The sequence below is a fragment of the Streptomyces sp. NPDC005402 genome (assembly GCF_040606575.1).
GTDB lineage: Bacteria > Actinomycetota > Actinomycetes > Streptomycetales > Streptomycetaceae > Streptomyces.
In genome coordinates this window covers 225,361-243,416 of sequence record NZ_JBEXFB010000003.1, presented here as the reverse complement: position 1 = coordinate 243,416, position 18,056 = coordinate 225,361, and the positions used below count along the sequence as shown (strand labels likewise).

20 protein-coding genes are annotated in these 18,056 nt (G+C 71.7%); 18 read left to right on the top strand and 2 right to left on the bottom strand.

What is annotated here, in order from left to right:
* The first annotated feature begins 201 nt into the window (after positions 1 to 201).
* The 8 genes from ABZT02_RS06935 to ABZT02_RS06900 all read left to right on the top strand — a co-directional run bounded on the left by ABZT02_RS06935 (position 202) and on the right by ABZT02_RS06900 (position 6,311).
* Positions 202 to 330 carry a hypothetical protein gene (locus ABZT02_RS06935; protein ID WP_356015022.1) on the top strand — a complete coding sequence of 43 codons (129 nt, stop codon included), beginning with the start codon at positions 202 to 204 and terminating at the stop codon, positions 328 to 330.
* A gap of 15 nt (positions 331 to 345) precedes the next feature.
* The gene (locus ABZT02_RS06930; RefSeq protein WP_356015020.1) at positions 346 to 537 is read left to right on the top strand and encodes a hypothetical protein; all 192 of its coding nucleotides are present in this window, start codon (positions 346 to 348) and stop codon (positions 535 to 537) included.
* A 157-nt stretch (positions 538 to 694) separates the two neighbouring features.
* A complete protein-coding gene (locus ABZT02_RS06925) occupies positions 695 to 2,128 on the top strand; it encodes an NAD(P)H-hydrate dehydratase (protein ID WP_356015018.1) in 1,434 nt (477 codons plus the stop codon).
* Positions 2,129 to 2,278: 150 nt separating this feature from the next.
* Complete coding sequence (locus tag ABZT02_RS06920) at positions 2,279 to 2,902, top strand: M23 family metallopeptidase (protein WP_356015016.1); 624 nt, start codon at positions 2,279 to 2,281, stop codon at positions 2,900 to 2,902.
* An 88-nt stretch (positions 2,903 to 2,990) separates the two neighbouring features.
* Positions 2,991 to 4,160: an alanine racemase gene (alr, locus tag ABZT02_RS06915; RefSeq protein WP_356015014.1), complete on the top strand. Its 1,170-nt coding sequence runs from the start codon at positions 2,991 to 2,993 to the stop codon at positions 4,158 to 4,160.
* 90 nt (positions 4,161 to 4,250) lie between these two features.
* Positions 4,251 to 5,504: an alpha/beta hydrolase gene (locus tag ABZT02_RS06910; RefSeq protein WP_356015012.1), complete on the top strand. Its 1,254-nt coding sequence runs from the start codon at positions 4,251 to 4,253 to the stop codon at positions 5,502 to 5,504.
* Positions 5,476 to 5,982 carry a tRNA (adenosine(37)-N6)-threonylcarbamoyltransferase complex ATPase subunit type 1 TsaE gene (tsaE, locus tag ABZT02_RS06905; protein WP_356015009.1) on the top strand — a complete coding sequence of 169 codons (507 nt, stop codon included), beginning with the start codon at positions 5,476 to 5,478 and terminating at the stop codon, positions 5,980 to 5,982. Before ABZT02_RS06910 ends, tsaE begins: the two co-directional genes overlap by 29 nt.
* Before the next feature lie 155 nt (positions 5,983 to 6,137).
* Complete coding sequence (locus ABZT02_RS06900) at positions 6,138 to 6,311, top strand: hypothetical protein (protein ID WP_356015007.1); 174 nt, start codon at positions 6,138 to 6,140, stop codon at positions 6,309 to 6,311.
* A 50-nt stretch (positions 6,312 to 6,361) separates the two neighbouring features.
* Here ABZT02_RS06900 and ABZT02_RS06895 read toward each other — a convergent pair whose 3' ends face one another.
* The gene (locus tag ABZT02_RS06895) at positions 6,362 to 6,904 is read right to left on the bottom strand and encodes a hypothetical protein (RefSeq protein ID WP_356015005.1); all 543 of its coding nucleotides are present in this window, start codon (positions 6,902 to 6,904) and stop codon (positions 6,362 to 6,364) included.
* A gap of 232 nt (positions 6,905 to 7,136) precedes the next feature.
* On the opposite strand from ABZT02_RS06895, the gene tsaB reads away from it, so the two are divergent.
* From tsaB to ABZT02_RS06860, 7 genes are all read left to right on the top strand, one after another.
* Positions 7,137 to 7,793 (top strand): tRNA (adenosine(37)-N6)-threonylcarbamoyltransferase complex dimerization subunit type 1 TsaB, encoded by a 657-nt coding sequence (tsaB, locus tag ABZT02_RS06890; RefSeq protein WP_356015004.1) that lies wholly within the window; start codon positions 7,137 to 7,139, stop codon positions 7,791 to 7,793.
* The gene (gene rimI / locus ABZT02_RS06885) at positions 7,790 to 8,320 is read left to right on the top strand and encodes a ribosomal protein S18-alanine N-acetyltransferase (RefSeq protein ID WP_356015002.1); all 531 of its coding nucleotides are present in this window, start codon (positions 7,790 to 7,792) and stop codon (positions 8,318 to 8,320) included. The genes tsaB and rimI overlap by 4 nt, the downstream gene beginning before the upstream one ends.
* Positions 8,313 to 9,398, top strand: coding sequence for a tRNA (adenosine(37)-N6)-threonylcarbamoyltransferase complex transferase subunit TsaD (tsaD, locus tag ABZT02_RS06880; RefSeq protein ID WP_356014999.1), 1,086 nt, complete (start codon positions 8,313 to 8,315; stop codon positions 9,396 to 9,398). Before rimI ends, tsaD begins: the two co-directional genes overlap by 8 nt.
* Complete coding sequence (locus ABZT02_RS06875) at positions 9,395 to 9,652, top strand: hypothetical protein (RefSeq protein ID WP_356014997.1); 258 nt, start codon at positions 9,395 to 9,397, stop codon at positions 9,650 to 9,652. Before tsaD ends, ABZT02_RS06875 begins: the two co-directional genes overlap by 4 nt.
* 236 nt (positions 9,653 to 9,888) lie before the next feature.
* Positions 9,889 to 10,644: a hypothetical protein gene (locus ABZT02_RS06870; protein ID WP_356014995.1), complete on the top strand. Its 756-nt coding sequence runs from the start codon at positions 9,889 to 9,891 to the stop codon at positions 10,642 to 10,644.
* Positions 10,645 to 10,661: 17 nt separating this feature from the next.
* A complete protein-coding gene (locus tag ABZT02_RS06865; RefSeq protein ID WP_356014993.1) occupies positions 10,662 to 10,946 on the top strand; it encodes a hypothetical protein in 285 nt (94 codons plus the stop codon).
* A 10-nt stretch (positions 10,947 to 10,956) separates the two neighbouring features.
* Positions 10,957 to 11,475 (top strand): hypothetical protein, encoded by a 519-nt coding sequence (locus tag ABZT02_RS06860; RefSeq protein ID WP_356014991.1) that lies wholly within the window; start codon positions 10,957 to 10,959, stop codon positions 11,473 to 11,475.
* Here the strand turns inward: ABZT02_RS06860 and ABZT02_RS06855 are convergent.
* Positions 11,472 to 13,808: a glycoside hydrolase family 3 N-terminal domain-containing protein gene (locus tag ABZT02_RS06855; RefSeq protein ID WP_356014988.1), complete on the bottom strand. Its 2,337-nt coding sequence runs from the start codon at positions 13,806 to 13,808 to the stop codon at positions 11,472 to 11,474. The two genes, ABZT02_RS06860 and ABZT02_RS06855, sit on opposite strands and share 4 nt — an antisense overlap.
* Positions 13,809 to 13,943: 135 nt before the next feature.
* On the opposite strand from ABZT02_RS06855, the gene ABZT02_RS06850 reads away from it, so the two are divergent.
* From ABZT02_RS06850 to ABZT02_RS06840, 3 genes are all read left to right on the top strand, one after another.
* Entirely contained in the window at positions 13,944 to 15,008 is a 1,065-nt protein-coding gene (locus tag ABZT02_RS06850) for a LacI family DNA-binding transcriptional regulator (RefSeq protein WP_356014986.1), read from the top strand.
* Positions 15,009 to 15,519: 511 nt separating this feature from the next.
* The gene (locus ABZT02_RS06845) at positions 15,520 to 16,863 is read left to right on the top strand and encodes an endo-1,4-beta-xylanase (protein ID WP_356014984.1); all 1,344 of its coding nucleotides are present in this window, start codon (positions 15,520 to 15,522) and stop codon (positions 16,861 to 16,863) included.
* Between the two features lie 100 nt (positions 16,864 to 16,963).
* Positions 16,964 to 17,971, top strand: coding sequence for an LCP family protein (locus tag ABZT02_RS06840; RefSeq protein WP_356014982.1), 1,008 nt, complete (start codon positions 16,964 to 16,966; stop codon positions 17,969 to 17,971).
* Positions 17,972 to 18,056: the final 85 nt, after the last annotated feature.

Below are 18,056 nucleotides of genomic sequence, written 5' to 3'. Positions count from 1 at the left end.
GTGCTTTCGTCCGGTATTCCGCACCAAAGAGGTGGGGCTGATTCCGCCCCGCATGCAAAGGACCTTCAGGGGCACGGCGGGCCAACTTGTGTGATCCCTGTGACAACTTGTGCGTCCCCGGTGACCGTTGGAGTCACGGGTTCTGACTTCCTCTGGGGGGAAGCTGATGCATTCTGCTGACACACCACAAGGAGACTGCGTATGTCTGCGCTCATCAGCCTCGCCAACGACCGGCCCGACGGCCCCTCGTGGTCTCCTTACCTGGCTATCGGCCTGTTCATCGCAGCGGTGATCTTCGTCGGCATCATGTACGCCAAACGTCGCCGCTGAATCAGGGGAGCCGGCATGAACGTCGTCGTGGGAATCCTCATCGCTCTCTTCGGGCTGATCACCGTATTCATGGGCCCGCGCGTGGCGACCACGCTCGGCGGCCGGGCCAATGGGCGGTTCGCAGCGTCCAATGCGCTCGCCTTCCGTCTGATCGGGGCGGTCCTGGCTGTCCTGGGGCTGCTTTATGCAACAGGCGTGGTGGGCTGAGACTCCCGATGCCATCACCGGGTACAGGTCCGCACGCGTTCCCACCTGGGTGATCATCGCGATCATCGTGCTCGTCGTGGATTGGATGCTGGGGACCGCCGTCCGACGCAACCGCTCTGGTGACAGATATCGGCATTGAGGGGGCAGACTCGACCCCATGCGTACTGCGTACAACGTGGAGACGGTCAGGGCCGCCGAGCGGGAGTTGATGGCGCGGCTTCCGGAGGGCGCGCTGATGCAGCGGGCGGCGGCCGGACTGGCTGCCGCCTGCGCGGACCTGCTGGGGCGGGTGTACGGCCGGCGGGTCGTGCTGCTCGTCGGGAGCGGGGACAACGGCGGTGACGCCCTGTACGCCGGGGCCCGCCTGGCGCGGCGGGGCGCCGGGGTCACCGCCGTGCTGCTCGCGCCCGAGCGCGCCCACTCCGAAGGGCTGGCCGCGCTGCGGCGGGCCGGGGGGAGGGCCCAGGGTGTCGACGGCGCCGAGCGGCTGATCGAGAACGCCGACCTCGTCCTCGACGGGATCGTCGGCATCGGCGGCAAGGGCGGGCTGCGGCCCGACGCCGCCCGGCTGGCCGAGGTAGCCGACCGCGCCCGCGCCGCCGTCGTCGCCGTGGATCTGCCGAGTGGCGTCGACGCGGACACCGGGGAGGTGCGCGGGGCGGCCGTACGGGCCGACCTGACCGTCACGTTCGGGACGCACAAGCCGGGGCTGCTGGTCGATCCCGCGCGGGAGTACGCCGGGTCGGTGCGGCTCGTCGACATCGGGCTCGCCCTCCCGGCGGAGGCCGAGCTGGAGGCCCTCCAACACGCCGACGTACGGCGGCTGTTGCCCGTGCCCACCGGTGAGAGCGACAAGTACCGGCGAGGCGTCGTCGGGATCGCCGCCGGGTCCGCGCGGTATCCGGGAGCCGCCGTGCTCGCCGTGTACGGGGCGCTGCGGGGCGGCGCCGGGGCCGTGCGGTACGTCGGGCCCGCCGCGGATGCCGTGATCGCCCGCTTCCCCGAGACCCTCGTCTCCGACCGGGGGCCGAAGCAGGCCGGGCGGGTGCAGGCGTGGGTCGTCGGACCGGGGGCCGGGGAGGACGCGTCAGCCGTCGGGGAGGTGCTGGCGTCGGACGTGCCGGTGCTCATCGACGCCGACGGGCTGCGGCTCGCCGACCGGGACGCCGTACGCGCGCGGACCGCGCCGACCCTCATGACCCCGCACGCCGGAGAGGCCGCCGCGCTCCTCGGGGTGCCGCGCGAGGAGGTCGAGGGGGCCCGGCTGGCCTCGGCGCGGGAACTCGCCGAGCGCTACGACGCGACCGTGCTCCTGAAGGGCTCGACCACGCTGGTCTCCGACGCGGGCGGCGGCGCCGTACGCGTGAACCCGACCGGGACCGCATGGCTGGCCACCGCCGGCAGCGGGGACGTCCTGTCCGGCCTCGCGGGATCCCTGCTCGCGTCCGGGCTGAGCGCTCTGGACGCCGGCAGCGTGGGCGCGTACCTGCACGGCCTTGCCGGTCGGTTCGCGGCGGGCGGGGCGCCGGTGGGGGCGCACGATGTGGCGGAGGCGGTGCCGGCGGCCTGGAGGGACGTGACGGACGCGTGACGCTCGGCAAGAACGCATGATGGACGGGCGGCGAGAGAATGCGCGATCACGGTCCGGCAAACGGACGACTGACCGCGAACTACTACCTGATGGGACCAATACCGGTCGGCCGAATATGCGGAGCCGAAAGGGCGATGTTTCGCTGGCCGCATGGATGAGCCAAATATACGCGGCACCACCCGGCGTGAATGGCTGGGAGGAGCGGCAGTCGTTCTGGGGAGTCCCGTTCTCGGTTTCCGCGAGGACCACCCGGAACCATTAGAGGAAGAACCCGGCGGTAACTGCGGCAGCGACTACGACGAGGAATTCGAGGAGCTGCTGGAGGCCGCCGAGGATGTCGAGGTCAGCGACCGCTCCCTCGCAACGGCCAAGTGGAGTCGCCCCATCCGGAAGCGGGCCAGGGTGACGATGCGGTACGGAGTGCGGGGAAACTGGCTGGTCGGATACCACACCGGAGTGGATCTTGCCGTGCCCACGGGAACCCCGGTTTACGCGGTGGGCACCGGCGTCGTCGTCCTGGCCAGCTGGTCGGGGTCGTACGGAAAGGCCGTGACGCTCAAGATGAGCGATTCCCGGTACGTCGTCTACGGCCATCTCTCCCGCATCTCGGTCGCGCGCGGTGCCAAGGTCAAGGCCGGCACCCGGCTCGGGAGCAGCGGCGCCACCGGGCGCGCCACCGGCCCGCACCTGCACTTCGAGGTGCGTGCCCGGCGCCCGTACGGCTCCGACATCGACCCGGTGAAGTACCTGGCCCGGCACGGTCTGACCCTCTGACACACGCGTGACACGCGTGCGCGTGGGTGCGTCCTTGGGGGACGTGCTCATCGGCGGTGTCAGTCGCCTCTGAGACACTGGGGGCGCCATGAACGAGACAGCAACCGCCCCGACCGCACCGCTGCGCGCCCGCGCCGATATCGACCTGGCCGCGCTGCGGGCCAATGTGCGGGCCCTGCGCGCCCGCGCGTCGGGCGCCGCCCTCATGGCCGTGGTCAAGTCCGACGCGTACGGCCACGGCGCGGTGCCCTGCGCCCGCGCCGCGGTCGACGCGGGCGCGCGGTGGCTCGGGACCGCCACGCCGGAGGAGGCTCTCGCGCTGCGGAAGGCGGGGCTGCCGGGGCGGATCATGTGCTGGCTGTGGACGCCCGGCGGCCCCTGGCGGGAGGCGATCGAGGCCGACCTCGACGTGTCCGTCAGCGGCATGTGGGCGCTGCGGGAACTCGTCGCGGCGGCCCGCGACGCCGGCGTCCCCGCGCGCGTGCAGCTCAAGGCCGACACCGGCCTCGGACGCAACGGCTGCCAGCCCGGCGAGGACTGGGCCGAGCTGGTCGCCGAGGCCCTGCGCGCGCAGTCCGAAGGATTCCTGCGCGTCACCGGGCTCTGGTCGCACTTCGCCTGCGCCGACGAGCCCGGGCATCCCTCCATCACCGCCCAGCTCACCCTCTTCCGGGAGATGGTGGCGTACGCCGAGGGCCAGGGCGTGCGCCCCGAGGTGCGGCACATCGCCAACTCGCCCGCCACGCTCACCCTTCCGGAGAGCCACTTCGACCTCGTCCGGACCGGCATCGCGGTCTACGGCATCTCGCCCAGCCCCGAGATCGGCGACCCCGCCGACTTCGGACTGCGCCCGGTGATGACGCTGTCGGCGTCGGTCGCGCTGGTCAAGCGCGTCCCGGGCGGCCATGGCGTCAGTTACGGCCATCACTACGTCACCCCCGGCGACACCACCCTCGGCCTGGTGCCCGTCGGCTACGCGGACGGCATCCCGCGCCACGCCTCCGGAGCCGGCCCGGTGCTGGTCGACGGCAAGTGGCGCACGGTCGCCGGGCGGATCGCCATGGACCAGTTCGTCGTGGACCTCGGCGGCGACGAGCCCGCCACCGGTACCCGGGCCGTGCTCTTCGGCCCCGGCGACCGGGGCGAGCCCACCGCAGAGGACTGGGCGCAGGCCGCGGGCACCATCGCGTACGAAATCGTGACCCGCATCGGAACGCGCGTTCCCCGCGTCTACGTGAATGAGAAACAAGCGGGGTAACCGCACAGTGCGCGCGAGAGCAGCGAGTCCCGCCACACCGGTATCACCCGTCACCCGACAGTCACCCGACCCAGCGAACAGGAGCGGTACGTGAGCGAGAGCAGTGCGGAGGCTGTCGTCGAGGCCGCCGCCTCGGTGGCCCTCGCCTCCGCGACGGGGGCGGGCGCCGGCTGGCGCCGGGCGACCGGGATCGCCGGCGCCGCGATAGGCGTGATCGCCGCGGGCGCCGCGGCGGGTGTGGCCCTGGAACGGCTCACCGTCGGACGCGGGATGCGGCAGCGGGCGCGGCTCGCCCTCGACTCGACCGGGCCGTACGGCTCCCTGCGCGGCACCCCCGGCAAGGCGCAGGCCGACGACGGCACCGAGCTGTACTACGAGGTCGACGACGTCGACCCGGAAGCCGCGCCCGCGCTCTCGCCTCGTCGGCGCCGGCTGTTCGGGCGCAAGGCCCCCGCGCCCGTCACCGTCGTCTTCAGCCATGGCTACTGCCTCAGCCAGGACTCCTGGCACTTCCAGCGCGCGGCGCTCAGGGGTGTCGTACGGACCGTCCACTGGGACCAGCGCAGCCACGGGCGGTCCGGGCGGGGGGTGCGGCAGGTGCGGGACGGGGTGCCGGTCGACATCGAGCAGCTCGGACACGATCTGAAGGCCGTCATCGACGCGGCCGTGCCCGAGGGGCCGATCGTGCTCGTCGGGCACTCCATGGGCGGGATGACCGTCATGGCACTGGCCGACCTGTACCCCGAGCTGATCCGCGACCGGGTGGTCGCGGTGGCCCTGGTCGGGACGTCGTCCGGGCGGCTCGGCGAGGTCAACTTCGGGCTGCCCGTCGCGGGCGTCAACGCCGTACGGCGGGTGCTGCCGGGCGTCCTCAAGGCGCTGGGGCAGCGGGCCGACCTGGTGGAGAAGGGGCGGCGGGCCACCGCCGACCTGTTCGCCGGGATCATCAAGCGGTACTCCTTCGCGTCCCGGGACGTCGATCCGTCCATCGTCCGGTTCGCCGAGCGGATGATCGAGGGCACCCCGATCGACGTGGTCGCCGAGTACTACCCGGCGTTCGACAACCACGACAAGACCGCCGCCCTGGCCCATTTCGTGGACAAGCCGGTGCTCGTGCTGGCGGGCGTGGGCGACATGGTCACGCCCAGCGAGCACAGCGAGGCGATCGCCTCCCTGCTGCCGGAGGCGGAGCTGGTCCTGGTCCCGGACGCCGGGCACCTGGTCATGCTGGAACACCCGGAAGTGGTCACCGACCGCCTCGCCGACCTGCTCACCCGCGCGGGGGCGGTGCCCGCAGGGGCTACCGTTGGCGGTTATGGAAGCAGTACCGCGCAACCCGGTTGAGACCGAGCTGACCGTCACCTCCCCCGAGCAGATGCGCGAGCTGGGCCTGAAGCTCGCCAAGCTGCTGCGCGCCGGGGACCTCGTGATGCTCAGCGGGGAGCTCGGCGCGGGCAAGACGACGCTGACCCGCGGACTCGGTGAGGGGCTCGGGGTGCGGGGGGCCGTCACCTCGCCGACCTTCGTGATCGCCCGGGTGCATCCCTCCCTGGGGGACGGGCCGCCGCTGGTCCACGTCGACGCGTACCGCCTGGGCGGCGGGCTCGACGAGATGGAGGACCTCGATCTCGACGTGTCGCTGCCGGACTCGGTGATCGTCGTGGAGTGGGGCGAGGGCAAGGTCGAGGAACTGACCGACGACCGGCTCCAGGTGCAGATCCACCGGGCGGTCGGTGACACCACCGACGAGGTGCGGCACGTGACGCTGACGCCGGTCGGGCAGCGCTGGGCCGCGGCCGACCTCGGTGTCCTCACGGCCTGAGAGCCCACCGCACCTTCCCGCGGACGTTTTCTGTGAACGTTCCGACAAACGGTCGGCAAGATATTGCACTGGACGTCTTGTGCGTGGTCACATGGTACCCAGCTCGTAGTTAGGTCTACCTAACTACGCCCGCCCCCGAACTTCAGGAGGCGTCCATGTCGGCCACCGAGAACCGGCCCCAGCCGCAGCCGTACGCGCTCGTCGGCGGTGTGTCCATGCGTGACCTGCTGGCGTCCTGCGCGGCGGCGGAGGCCGTCTCCACGCCGCCGCGTATGCCCGATCCGGGCACGGCGCGGGCCGCTGCCGCCGAGCGCGTGAAAGCGGCCTGAGCGGCTCAGCGAAGGGATCCTGAGCGGCTCAGTGAAGCGGCCTGAGCGGCTCAGTGGATCACCGCGACCTTCGCGCCGATCGTCGCGAAGGCCCACATCGCGTCGCCGTCCTCGCGGGACTCCCGGATGCCGCCCGTCGGCACGGTGGTGGCGGGAGTTCCCGGATCCCGCACGGCCGCGCTGAAGCCGATCGCCACGCCGTCGATGCTGGTGAAGCGGACCACGTGCTCGATGGGCGTGCCGTCGGTGCCGGTCACGGAGTTCGAGCGGGAGGTGACCACGTAGACGCCGGGGGCCGGGTCGATGGTGCCCGGGACGACCTCGAAGGTGCGAGAGACCTTGTCGTCGGCGTTGACCAGCCAGACGCGGTTGTCGTCCAGGGAGTACACGACGCGTTCGCCGGCACCGGAGCCCGGCGGCAGGGCGGCGGGGTTCCGCTCGTCGCGGGGGGCCTTGGAGGTGGCCGCCGCGGGGGTGCCGCTGGTGTGTGCCCTGGTGGGGACCGTCGCGGAGGCCTGGTAGGCGAGGAAGCCGACCGTCGCGACGGCAGCTGTGGTGAGGGCGGTCACGAAAGCCGCGTTGCTGGTTGCCACCGGTCACCTCTCGAGTACTTGGTCCTGATTTGTGGCGACCGTAGCAGGTCGTCGAGCGGGTGCCGTGCCGTCGTGGCTGGTCGCGCCCGAGCGGCGGAGACGTACCGCGACACGTACCGCGACACGTAGAGCGATACGTAGAGCGCCCCGGCTCTGCGAGCACCGGTACACCTCCGAGCGTCTGTATCGGCCTGCGGCCACTCAGGTCCTCCCGGAGCCGTAGGCTGTTTGCGTGCTCTTGCTCGCTCTGGATACCGCCACCCCCGCCGTGACCGTCGCCCTCCATGACGGGCGGGACGTCGTCGCCTCGTTCAGTCAGGTGGACGCCCGTCGGCACGGGGAGCTGTTGTTGCCGGCCGTCGACCGGGTGCTCGCGGACGCGGGGGTGAAGCTGGACGCGGTCACCGGGATCGTCGTGGGAATCGGACCCGGGCCCTACACCGGGCTGCGCGTCGGGCTCATGACCGCCGACACCTTCGGGCTCGCGCTCAGCGTCCCCGTGCACGGGATGTGCACCCTGGACGGACTCGCCTACGCGGCCGACCTCGACGAGGGCCCCTTCGTCGTGGCGACCGACGCGCGGCGCAAGGAGGTCTACTGGGCCACCTACTCCGACTCCCGCACCCGCGTCGGCGATCCCGCGGTCGACCGGCCCGCCGACATCGCCGAGCAGGTCGAGGGGCTGCCCGCCGTGGGCGCCGGGGCGCTGCTCTACCCCGACACCTTCCCCGACGCCCGCGAGCCCGAGCACGTCCCGGCCGCGGCGCTCGCCGCGCTCGCCGCCGAGCGGATCGAGGCCGGGGAGGAACTGCCCGCCCCGCGGCCGCTGTATCTGCGGCGGCCCGACGCGCAGGTGCCCAAGAACTACAAGGTGGTCACCCCCAAGTGACCACACCCGTGAACCCCGTCCTGCGTGAGATGCGTTGGTGGGACATCGACCCCGTCCTGGAGCTGGAGAAGGACCTCTTCCCGGAGGACGCCTGGTCCCGGGGCATGTTCTGGTCCGAACTCGCGCACTCCCGGGGGCCCGAGGCCACCCGGCGGTACGTGGTGGCCGAGGCGGGCGAGCGGATCGTGGGGTACGCCGGGCTCGCCTCCGCCGGTGAGCTCGCCGACGTGCAGACGATCGCCGTCGCCCGCGACCACTGGGGCACCGGACTCGGGGCGACGTTGCTGACCGAGCTGCTGCGGGCCGCGACCGCCTTCGAGTGCGCCGAAGTGATGCTGGAGTGCCGGATCGACAACATCCGCGCCCAGAAGCTCTACGAGCGCTTCGGCTTCGAGGCCATCGGCTTCCGGCGCGGCTACTACCAGCCGGGCAACGTGGACGCCCTGGTCATGCGACTGACCACGGCATCCGACAGCGGCTCCGCCGCAGGACCGACATCCGACCGAGGAACCGAGATCAATGGCTGACGAACCGCTTGTCCTGGGCATCGAGACCTCCTGTGACGAGACCGGCGTCGGCATCGTCCGGGGCACCACCCTGCTGGCCGACGCCATCGCGTCCAGCGTCGACGAGCACGCCCGGTTCGGCGGCGTGGTGCCGGAGGTGGCCAGCAGGGCGCACCTGGAGGCCATGGTCCCCACCATCGAGCGCGCCCTGAAGGAAGCGGGGGTGAGCGCCAGGGACCTCGACGGCGTCGCCGTCACCGCCGGTCCCGGACTCGCCGGCGCGCTCCTCGTCGGGGTCTCCGCCGCGAAGGCGTACGCCTACGCGCTCGGCAAGCCCCTCTACGGCGTCAACCACCTCGCCTCCCACATCTGCGTCGACCAGCTGGAGCACGGGGCGCTGCCCGAGCCGACGATGGCGCTGCTGGTGTCCGGCGGCCACTCGTCCCTGCTGCTGTCCTCGGACATCACCTCCGACGTCCGCCCCATGGGCGCGACCATCGACGACGCGGCCGGCGAGGCCTTCGACAAGATCGCCCGCGTGCTGAACCTCGGCTTCCCGGGCGGTCCGGTCATCGACCGGTACGCGCGCGAGGGCGACCCGTCGGCGATCGCGTTCCCGCGCGGACTGACCGGGCCGCGCGACCCGGCGTACGACTTCTCCTTCTCCGGCCTGAAGACGGCGGTCGCCCGCTGGATCGAGGCCAAGCGGGCCGCGGGGGAGGAGGTGCCGGTGCGTGACGTGGCGGCCTCCTTCCAGGAGGCGGTGGTGGACGTCCTGACCCGCAAGGCCGTGCGGGCCTGCAAGGACGAGGGCGTCGACCACCTCATGATCGGCGGCGGCGTGGCCGCCAACTCCCGGTTGCGGGCCCTGGCCCAGGAGCGCTGCGAGGCCGCCGGTATCCGACTCCGGGTGCCCCGGCCCAAGTTGTGCACCGACAACGGCGCGATGGTCGCGGCGTTGGGCGCGGAGATGGTCGCGCGGAACCGGCCCGCGTCCAGCTGGGACCTCTCCGCCGACTCCTCCCTGCCGGTGACCGACCCGCACGTGCCGGGCCACGACCACGTCCACGAGGTCAGCAAGGAGAACCTGTACTCGTGACGGTCGCGTTGATGTGGGAGGCGCGGGCGGTCGAGGGGCGGGGGCGCGAACTGCTGGCCTGGGCGCGGGCGCAGGCGCTGCCCGCGCGCCCCCTGCGCCGTGAGACCTTCTACGCCCCGCAGGACCGTGTCCTCGTCATCACGTGGTGGGACGCGGAGTTGGACGCCGAGCTGCCTGAACTCCCGGATCCTGAAGGTGAGTTGGTGACCCGGACGGTGCACCGGTGGCGGTTCGAGTCGATGGGCTCCGACTGATTTCGCCCGAAATCCCATGACATGCATGGCATATGACCCATGCCTATGTGTTCCGTTACATGTCTCGCTTGTGTAAAACTCAATAACTTCACCTGTCTTTCACATCTTTCGGACCGCTACATTCCTCTCCTTCGGTATGCGCCCTCTGGCCGTTCCGTCCCATGACGGACCGACATGTCCGACGGCCGGCGCACACCATCGGGGGAAGGGCTGGGGGATCCATGCAGGTGAGTGACGTGGCGGTCGACGCTGTCCGCATCCTGGCGCAGCACATCGCGTCGGCGACCTTGGGCGCCGGTGAGGTCGTACAGGGGGTGGCGACCCGGCTGCTGGGCGATCTGGTCGCGCAGCGTCTGCGGAGCAGGGGCAACGAGCGGGAGTGGCAGGACTTCACCCGCGACCCGCGCAACAACTCCCTCATCGAGTACCTGCTCAGACAGGCCGTCGAGGAGGACGAGGACTTCCGGCGTGCCCTGGCCGACGCGGTGCGCGGAGCGAAGTCCGAGCGGCCGGGCGGCACGAGCGTGAGGTCGATCAGCATCGGCCGGGACGGTGACGCGCAGATCGGCGACCGCCGTGACACCTACGGCGACCACAACCGGGTGGTCGGCGGCGGCGGTTCGCTCTACGAGGGCGACGTCACCCAGCACCGCGACGGCGACACCTACGAGGGGGACGTCACCCACCACAGTCCGGTCGGACGCTATGTGGTGATCGCGCTCGCCGTCCTGGCGCTGATCCTCATCGTGTTCAAAGCGGTTCCGGCCGTCCTGGGCGACGGCGGCGACGGACTCTCCGCCTCCTCGACCTGCCAGGAGTTCCTGAAGACGGACCAGGGGACCGAGTCGCAGGCCCTGGTCGACATCGCCACGTCCAAGGGGCTCGGCGGCTTCGGCAGCCCCCTCGCGCTGCCCGCCATCCGCTACGAGTGCAGCTTCCATCCGACCGAGTCACTGGGCTCGGTGATCGAGCAGTACAAGGGTCAGTTCTGACAATGGGGGGATCGGTCATGCATTGGGGTGCCCACGAAGTCTTCTCCGTGATCTCGGGGATCATTCTGCTGGTGTGCGGGCTGCTGCTGCCCAACGTCACCGTGAAGGACAGAGCCTGGTCGGTGATCGGCGGCGCGTTCCTGCTGGTCTACGGCATCTATGTGGCCAAGCAGACCACCGGCACGTACGTCTTCCCGGTCGGTGTCTTCATCATCCCGGTGGGCGCGGTGATCTATCTGCTCGCCGCCGCCTTCGGCGCGACGGAGTCCGGGGCCGCCGGCACCGGCGACGACGGGGAGTGAGGGCACCGCCATGACCGACGACACCGTGTACGGCCCCACCGACGCCCGCCCCGGGCAGCCCACCTGCCTGCGCTCCGGCTGCCGGCAGTTCAACCAGCTGGAGCTCGGCCTGAGTTGCCGGGGCTGCGGACACCGTACGGCGATCCGGCCCCGGCCGGACCTGTTCCGGACGCTGGGCTACCAGCCCCGGACCACACCGGCACCGCCCGTGCCGTCGGGTGCGCCACCGGTGCCGAGGGTGCCGCCGGCACCGGGGGTACCGCCGATGCCGGCGGCACCACCGTCGCCCCTGGCGAACCTGGCGCCGCTGCCGCCGCGCGCCGGGCTCGGCGCGCGGGAGACAGCCTCCCGTGCGATCTTCGGCGGCTTCTGGTGCCTGATCGCGGTGGGCGGGGTGATCGCCGCGTTCGCGCGGCTGGCGGACGGCGACTTCGGCAGCTTCCTGCTGTTCTCGCTGGTCGCCACGGCGAGCGGCTTCTACGCCCGCTACATCATCCGCGGCGGCCGGTTCCGGATCCTCTTTTTCTAGTGGGCTCCTCGTCCGGCAGGGCCCGCCCCGCCGGACGGCCCCGTCACCTCCGTCTCGCACCGCAGTCGGCGGTCCGCTCCGAGCGTCCTCACCGGTCCGGTGAGGTTCAGCCGCGCGGTGTGCCGTACATCCGCGCTGGATGCCCCCAGCCGTAGTTCCAGGGCGCCCGGTTCGACCACCCTCGCACCCGAGCGGTCGGTGAAGGCCGACAGGTCCGCATGGAAGCGGAAGGTGACCCGGACCGTCTCGCCCGGTTCCAGCTCGAGCCGCTGGTATCCGATCAGGCGGACGTCCGGGCGGGTCACCGAGGCCACCGGGTCGTGCAGGTACAACTGCACGACCTCCGCGCCCGCGTGCTCGCCCGTGTTGCGGACCGTGACCGGCAGGTCGTACGAGCCGTCCGTGCCGATCTCCGCCCCGGCGGAATCGGACTCCCAGGCGAACGTCGTGTACGACCGCCCGTGTCCGAAGGCGTACAGCGGGGTCGGGTCCAGGTTGCTGGCCCCGCCCGCGAGGCCGAGCGGCGGCTGGAGGTAGGTCCACGGCTGGCCGCCGGGCACCCGCGGCACACTCACCGGGAGGCGGCCCGAGGGGTTGACCCGGCCCGAGAGGACCCCGGCGACCGCCGGGCCGCCCTCCTCGCCCGGGAAGAAGGCCTGGACGACCGCGCCGAGTCGGCCGTCCCAGCGGCCGAGCGCGTAGGGGCGGCCGGTGAGCAGGACCAGCACGACCGGGACGCCGGTCGCGACCAGCGAGTCCAGCAACTCGCCCTGTACTCCCGGCAGTCGCAGGTCCGTGACATCGCAGCCCTCGCCCGACGTGCCCCGGCCGAACAGGCCCGCCCGGTCGCCGAGCACCGCCACGCAGACGTCCGCCTCGGCGGTGCGGGCCACCGCCTCCTCGAAGCCGCCGGTGTCCGGGTCGTCGACCCCGCAGCCCTCGGCGAAGGTGATCTTGGCGTCGGGGAGTTCGGTGCGCAGCGCCTCGAGAACCGTCGGGATCTCGATGCCCATCGGCACCTCGGGGTGGTGGGTGAGGACGTGTGAGGGGAAGGAGTAGCAGCCCAGCATGGCGAGGGCGTCGGCGGCACGGGGGCCGACGACCGCGATCCGGGTGTCCGGGGCCAGCGGGAGCAGGCCGTCCGGATTGTCGAGGAGGACCACCGACTTCTCGGCGAGACGGCGGGCCAGGGCGCGGTTCGCCGTCGAGTCGAGGGCGATCCGCTCGGTGGGCTCCGGGTTCCAGTCCTCGTCGAGGAGGCCCAGCTCGCACTTCTGGAGCAGGACCCGGCGGGCCGCCCGGTCGATCAGCGACTCGGGGACCTCGCCCGCGCGGACCGCCTCGATGAGCGGTTTGCCGTAGCACTTCACCGTCGGCAGTTCGACGTCCAGGCCCGCCGCGAGCGCCGCGTGGGCCGCCCCCGCCTCGGTGCCGGCGATCCGGTGCTGGCTCTGCAGGAAGCCGACGCCGAAGTAGTCCGCGACCACCGTGCCGGTGAACCCCCAGTCCTCGCGCAGCAGTTCGGTCAGCAGGCCGGGGTCGGCGGAGGCCGGGACGCCGTCGGTGTCGGTGTACGCGGCCATCACCGAGCGGGCCCCGCCCTCGCGCAGGGCGAACTCGAAGGGCGGCAGGGTGATGTCCGCGAACTCCCGCACGCCCGCGCGCACGGGCGCGAGGTTGCGGGCGCCGGCCGAGGAGGCGTATCCGGCGAAGTGCTTGAGCGTGGCGACGATTCCGGCCGCCTCCAGGCCCCGGACGTATGCCGCGCCGATCGTGCCCACCAGGTACGGGTCCTCGCCGATCGTCTCCTCGACCCGTCCCCAGCGCGGGTCGCGGACGACGTCCAGGACGGGGGCCAGACCCTGGTGGACGCCGACCGCGCGCAGGTCGCGGCCGATGGCGCCGGCCATCTCCTCGACCAGTTCGGCGTCCCAGCTCGCGCCCCAGGCGAGCGGGACCGGATAAGCGGTGGCCTGCCAGGTGGTGAAGCCGGCCAGGCACTCCTCGTGGGCCAGCGCCGGGATGCCGAAGCGGCCGGCCCCGGCGATACGGCGCTGGGCGCGGGCCAGCGCCTGCGCGCCCAGCGCCGGGTCCACGGGGGCGGTGCCGAAGGGGCGGGTGAGCTGGCCCAGTCCCCGGGTGATCAGCTCGTCCCAGTCGTAGTCGGCGGTCATCTCGCGCTGGAGCGGAGCGACTCCGTCGCCGTCCGTGCTGGCGCCCACCCACACGCCGTAGAGCTGGGCGGTCTTCTCCTCCAGGGTCATCCGGGAGAGGAGGTCGTCGACGCGGGCGGAGGCGGTCAGGGCGGGGTCACGCCAGGGCGCGGTGGTCATGTAACTCCTGTCGGGCTCGACTGTCGGGTCGACGACGACCTTCGCGAATGTTTCGATATGCGATCCGAATGTTTTGGGAACCTAGGGCCGCCAGAAGGGTTCGTCAAGAGGTCGCGCAGGGATACGATCGCGGCCATGACACCCCCCGAGCCCGCTGAAACCCGGACGACTTCCCCGACGGCAGGACGGTCGCCGCAGACGGCCACGCTGGCCGAGATCGCCCGGGAGGCCGGCGTCTCGGCGCCGACAGTTTCGAAGGTCCTCAACGGCCGGGCCGATGTCGCGCCCGCGACCCGTGCCCGCGTCGAGGACCTGCTGCGGGCGCACGGCTACCGGCGCCGGCGTGCCGAGGCGAGCCGTTCTCCCCTGATCGACCTGGTCTTCCACGAGTTGGAGAGCGCGTGGGCGATGGAGGTCATCCGGGGCGTGGAGAACGTGGCCCGCGACGCCGGGCTCAGTGTCGTGCTGAGCGAGAGCGCGGGGCGGCTCACACCCGGGCGCACCTGGGCCGACCAGGTCGCCGCCCGGCGCCCCTACGGGGTGGTCCTCGTGCTGTCCGGGCTCGACGAGTCCCAGCGCGCGCTGCTGGGCAGCAGGTTGATCCCGTTCGTCGTGATGGACCCGGCCGGTGATCCGGGTGCCGACGTGCCCTCCATCGGCGCCACCAACTGGCAGGGCGGGCTCGCCGCGACCCGGCACCTCGTCGAGCTCGGGCACCGCAGGATCGGCGCGATCACCGGACCCTCCCGCATGATGTGCAGCCGCGCCCGTGTCGACGGCTACCGGGCCGCCCTGGAGACCGCGGGCCTGCCCGTCGACCCCGAGCTGATCATGGCCGGCGACTTCCATCACGAGACCGGCTACCGCCAGGGCCTGGACCTGCTGCGCCGCCCGGACCGGCCCACCGCGGTCTTCGCCGGCAACGACCTCCAGGCGCTCGGCCTGTACGAGGCGGCCCGCGAGCTGGGGCTGCGCATCCCGGAGGACCTGAGCGTCGTCGGGTTCGACGACCTGCCGGTGGCGCCCTGGGTGGGGCCGCCGCTGACGACCGTACGGCAGCCGCTGACCGAGATGGCCGAGGCCGCGGCCAAGCTGGTGCTCGACCTGGGCCGGGAGGGCGGGAGCCCGGCGGCGACCCGGGTGGAGCTGGCGACGAGCCTGGTGGTGCGCAGCAGCACGGGCGCGCCTCCGGCGGTTTGACCGGGGAGGGGTGCTTGGGTGTGTGCGGGGCGCGGTGAGTGTGGTCCTGAAGGAGTTGTGCCGGATCACGGTGGGGCGGGGTCGCGGCTGACGGGCCCGGTGGCGTGCGGCGTGGCGGGGGTGCCTCCGGCGGTTTGACCGGGGAGGGGTGCTTGGCCGGGTGCGGGGCGGCGAGTGCGTTCCTGGTGTGCGGCAGTGCGGCTGCCGCGGGGGGTGACGGCCTGGTGGCGTGGATGCGGTGCCGTTGCTTTCGGGGCCGGGCGCCCGACGACTCGGGGGTGTTCGTCGTGGGGCGGCTGCGGGTTTGTCGTGGCCGGTCGCGCAGTTCCCCGCGCCCCTGGTGGGGCATCGCGTCCGGTGTTGAGCGGACGGCCTTTCGGGTCTGGCGCTGAGGACGAGGCCCCGCGGTACCGCTGATGCCCGCGAGCGGCTATTGACGGGTGGGGTTCCCGCACCCACACTCCTCCGAAGCCAATCGGTTGCACGACCGAAACTTTCGGAGGCACCCGCAATGAGATCTCTGAGAACCGGCTTATCCCTCGCGTCCCTCCTGAGCGGCCTCGCGCTGCTCGTGTCGGTCCCCGTGGCGAGCGCCGCCGACGCCCCGCTGCGCGACCTCGCCGCCGCCAAGGGCAAGATCATCGGCACGGCCGTCACCGGGTCCAAGCTCACCGGGACCTACGGCGACCTCGCCGGGGCGCAGTTCAACTCCCTGACCCCGGGCAACGCCATGAAGTGGGGCTCCGTCGAGCCGACCCGCGGCAGCTACAACTGGGCCGAGGCCGACCAGATCGTGAACTTCGCCGAGGCGCACGGCCAGCAGGTGCGCGGCCACACCCTGGTCTGGCACAGCCAGAACCCGAACTGGCTGGCGAACGGCACCTGGACCGCGGCCCAGCTCAGCCAGCTCATGAACGATCACATCGCGCTCGAAGTGGGCCGCTACAAGGGCCGCCTCGCCGCCTGGGACGTCGTCAACGAGCCCTTCAACGAGGACGGCACCTACCGCCAGACCCTCTGGTACAACGGCCTCGGCACCGGCTACATCGCCCAGGCCCTCACCGCCGCCCGCGCCGCCGACCCGGCCGCCAAGCTGTACATCAACGACTACAACGTCGAGGGCGTCAACGCCAAGAGCACCGCTCTGTACAACCTGGTCAAGTCCCTCAAGGAGCAGGGGGTTCCGATCGACGGCGTCGGACTCCAGGCCCACCTCATCGTCGGCCAGGTGCCCTCGACGCTCCAGCAGAACATCCAGCGCTTCGCCGACCTCGGCGTGGACGTGGCGATCACCGAGCTGGACATCCGGATGACGCTGCCCTCCGACAGCGCGAAGCTGACCCAGCAGGCCGCCGACTACAAGGCCGTCATGAACGCGTGCGTGGCGGTCGCGCGCTGCGTCGGCGCCACCGTCTGGGGCTTCACCGACTCCGACTCGTGGATCCCGAGCACCTTCCCGGGACAGGGCGCCGCGACGCCGTACGACGAGAACTACGCGCCGAAACCGGCGTACCACGCGATCGCGGAGGCGCTGGGCGGTACGACCACGCCGCCGCCGACGGGTGCGTGCAGCGCGGCCTACAGCGTGACCAGTCAGTGGAACACGGGCTTCACGGGTCAGGTGAGGATCTCCTGCTCGGGTGCCGCACTGTCGTCCTGGAAGGTCGGCTGGACCTACGGCGTGGGGCAGCGGGTCACCCAGGCCTGGAACGCGACCTGCACCCAGTCCGGGACCGCGGTCAGCTGCTCGAACGCCTCCTACAACGGGACCGTGCCGGACGGCGGTTCGGTGACCTTCGGATTCAACGGCTCGTGGAGCGGCAGCAATCCGGTGCCGGTCCTGACGCTGGAATGAGAAGTCTGAGATTTTCCGAAGAAAGCCGTCCGCACGGCGTTCCTCGTAATAATTCGGACTTACGTTCCTCATTGTGACCGGAGATGACGAGGACAGACGCGTGAGCCGACGGCCGGGAGTACTGAAGGCCGTCGGCCTCACCCTCGCGGGTGCCCTGGTCGCGGGATGCGCCGCGGCGGGCTGGGCGTACTGGCACCTCAACAGCAACATCAAGAGCGTCGACATCGACAGCGCGCTCGGCGACGACCGCCCCGCGAAGGTGACCCCGACCCCTTCGGTCTCGCAGGAGGCTCCGCTGCCCACCGAGGCCGTCAACATCCTGGTCCTGGGCTCCGACTCGCGCAGCGGCAAGGAGAACCAGGCGCTCGGCGGCGGCAGCAGCACCGGGGCCCGGTCCGACACCGCGATGGTGGTGCACATCGACGCGGGCCGCACCACGGCCACCGTCGTCAGCATCCCGCGCGACACCCTCGTCACCCGCCCGTCCTGCCCGCTGTCCGACGGCGGCTCCACGGCGGTGGCCTACGGCGCGATGTTCAACAGCGCGTATTCGGTGGGCGGTCCGGTGTGCGCGGTCAAGACGGTCGAGTCGATCACCGACGTCCGCATGGACCACTACATCGAGATCGACTTCTCCGGTTTCGCGAAGCTGGTGAACACCCTCGGCGGGGTCACGGTCACCACGGACGAGGACATCGACGACGACGACAGCCACCTGCGTCTCAAGGCGGGCACCCACCACCTGAACGGCAAGCAGGCCCTCGCGCTCGCCCGCACCCGGCACGGCATAGGCGACGGCAGCGACCTCGGCCGCATAGGCCTCCAGCAGAAACTGGTGAAGGCCCTGCTGGAGCAGATCTCCTCCGCCGGCCTCCTGACCGGCCCCACCAAGCTGTACTCCGTCGCCGACGCGATCACCGGCAGCCTCACCACCGACACCGGCCTCGACTCCCTGACCGAGCTGATGAGCCTCGGCGAGAGCCTGAAGGGCCTGTCGAGCGACGAGGTGAGGACGGTGACCATGCCGGTCGTGACCGCGCCCTCGAACCCGAACCGGGTGGTGGCGAAGGAGCCGGCGGCGAGCGAGCTGTGGGAGTCGCTCCGCTAGTCGCGGCCGCGGTTCGGCAGGTCGCTGTCGTCGCAGGTCAGACGGCACGCGTGGTCGGCCGGAAAAAAATCCTCGAAGAAATCCG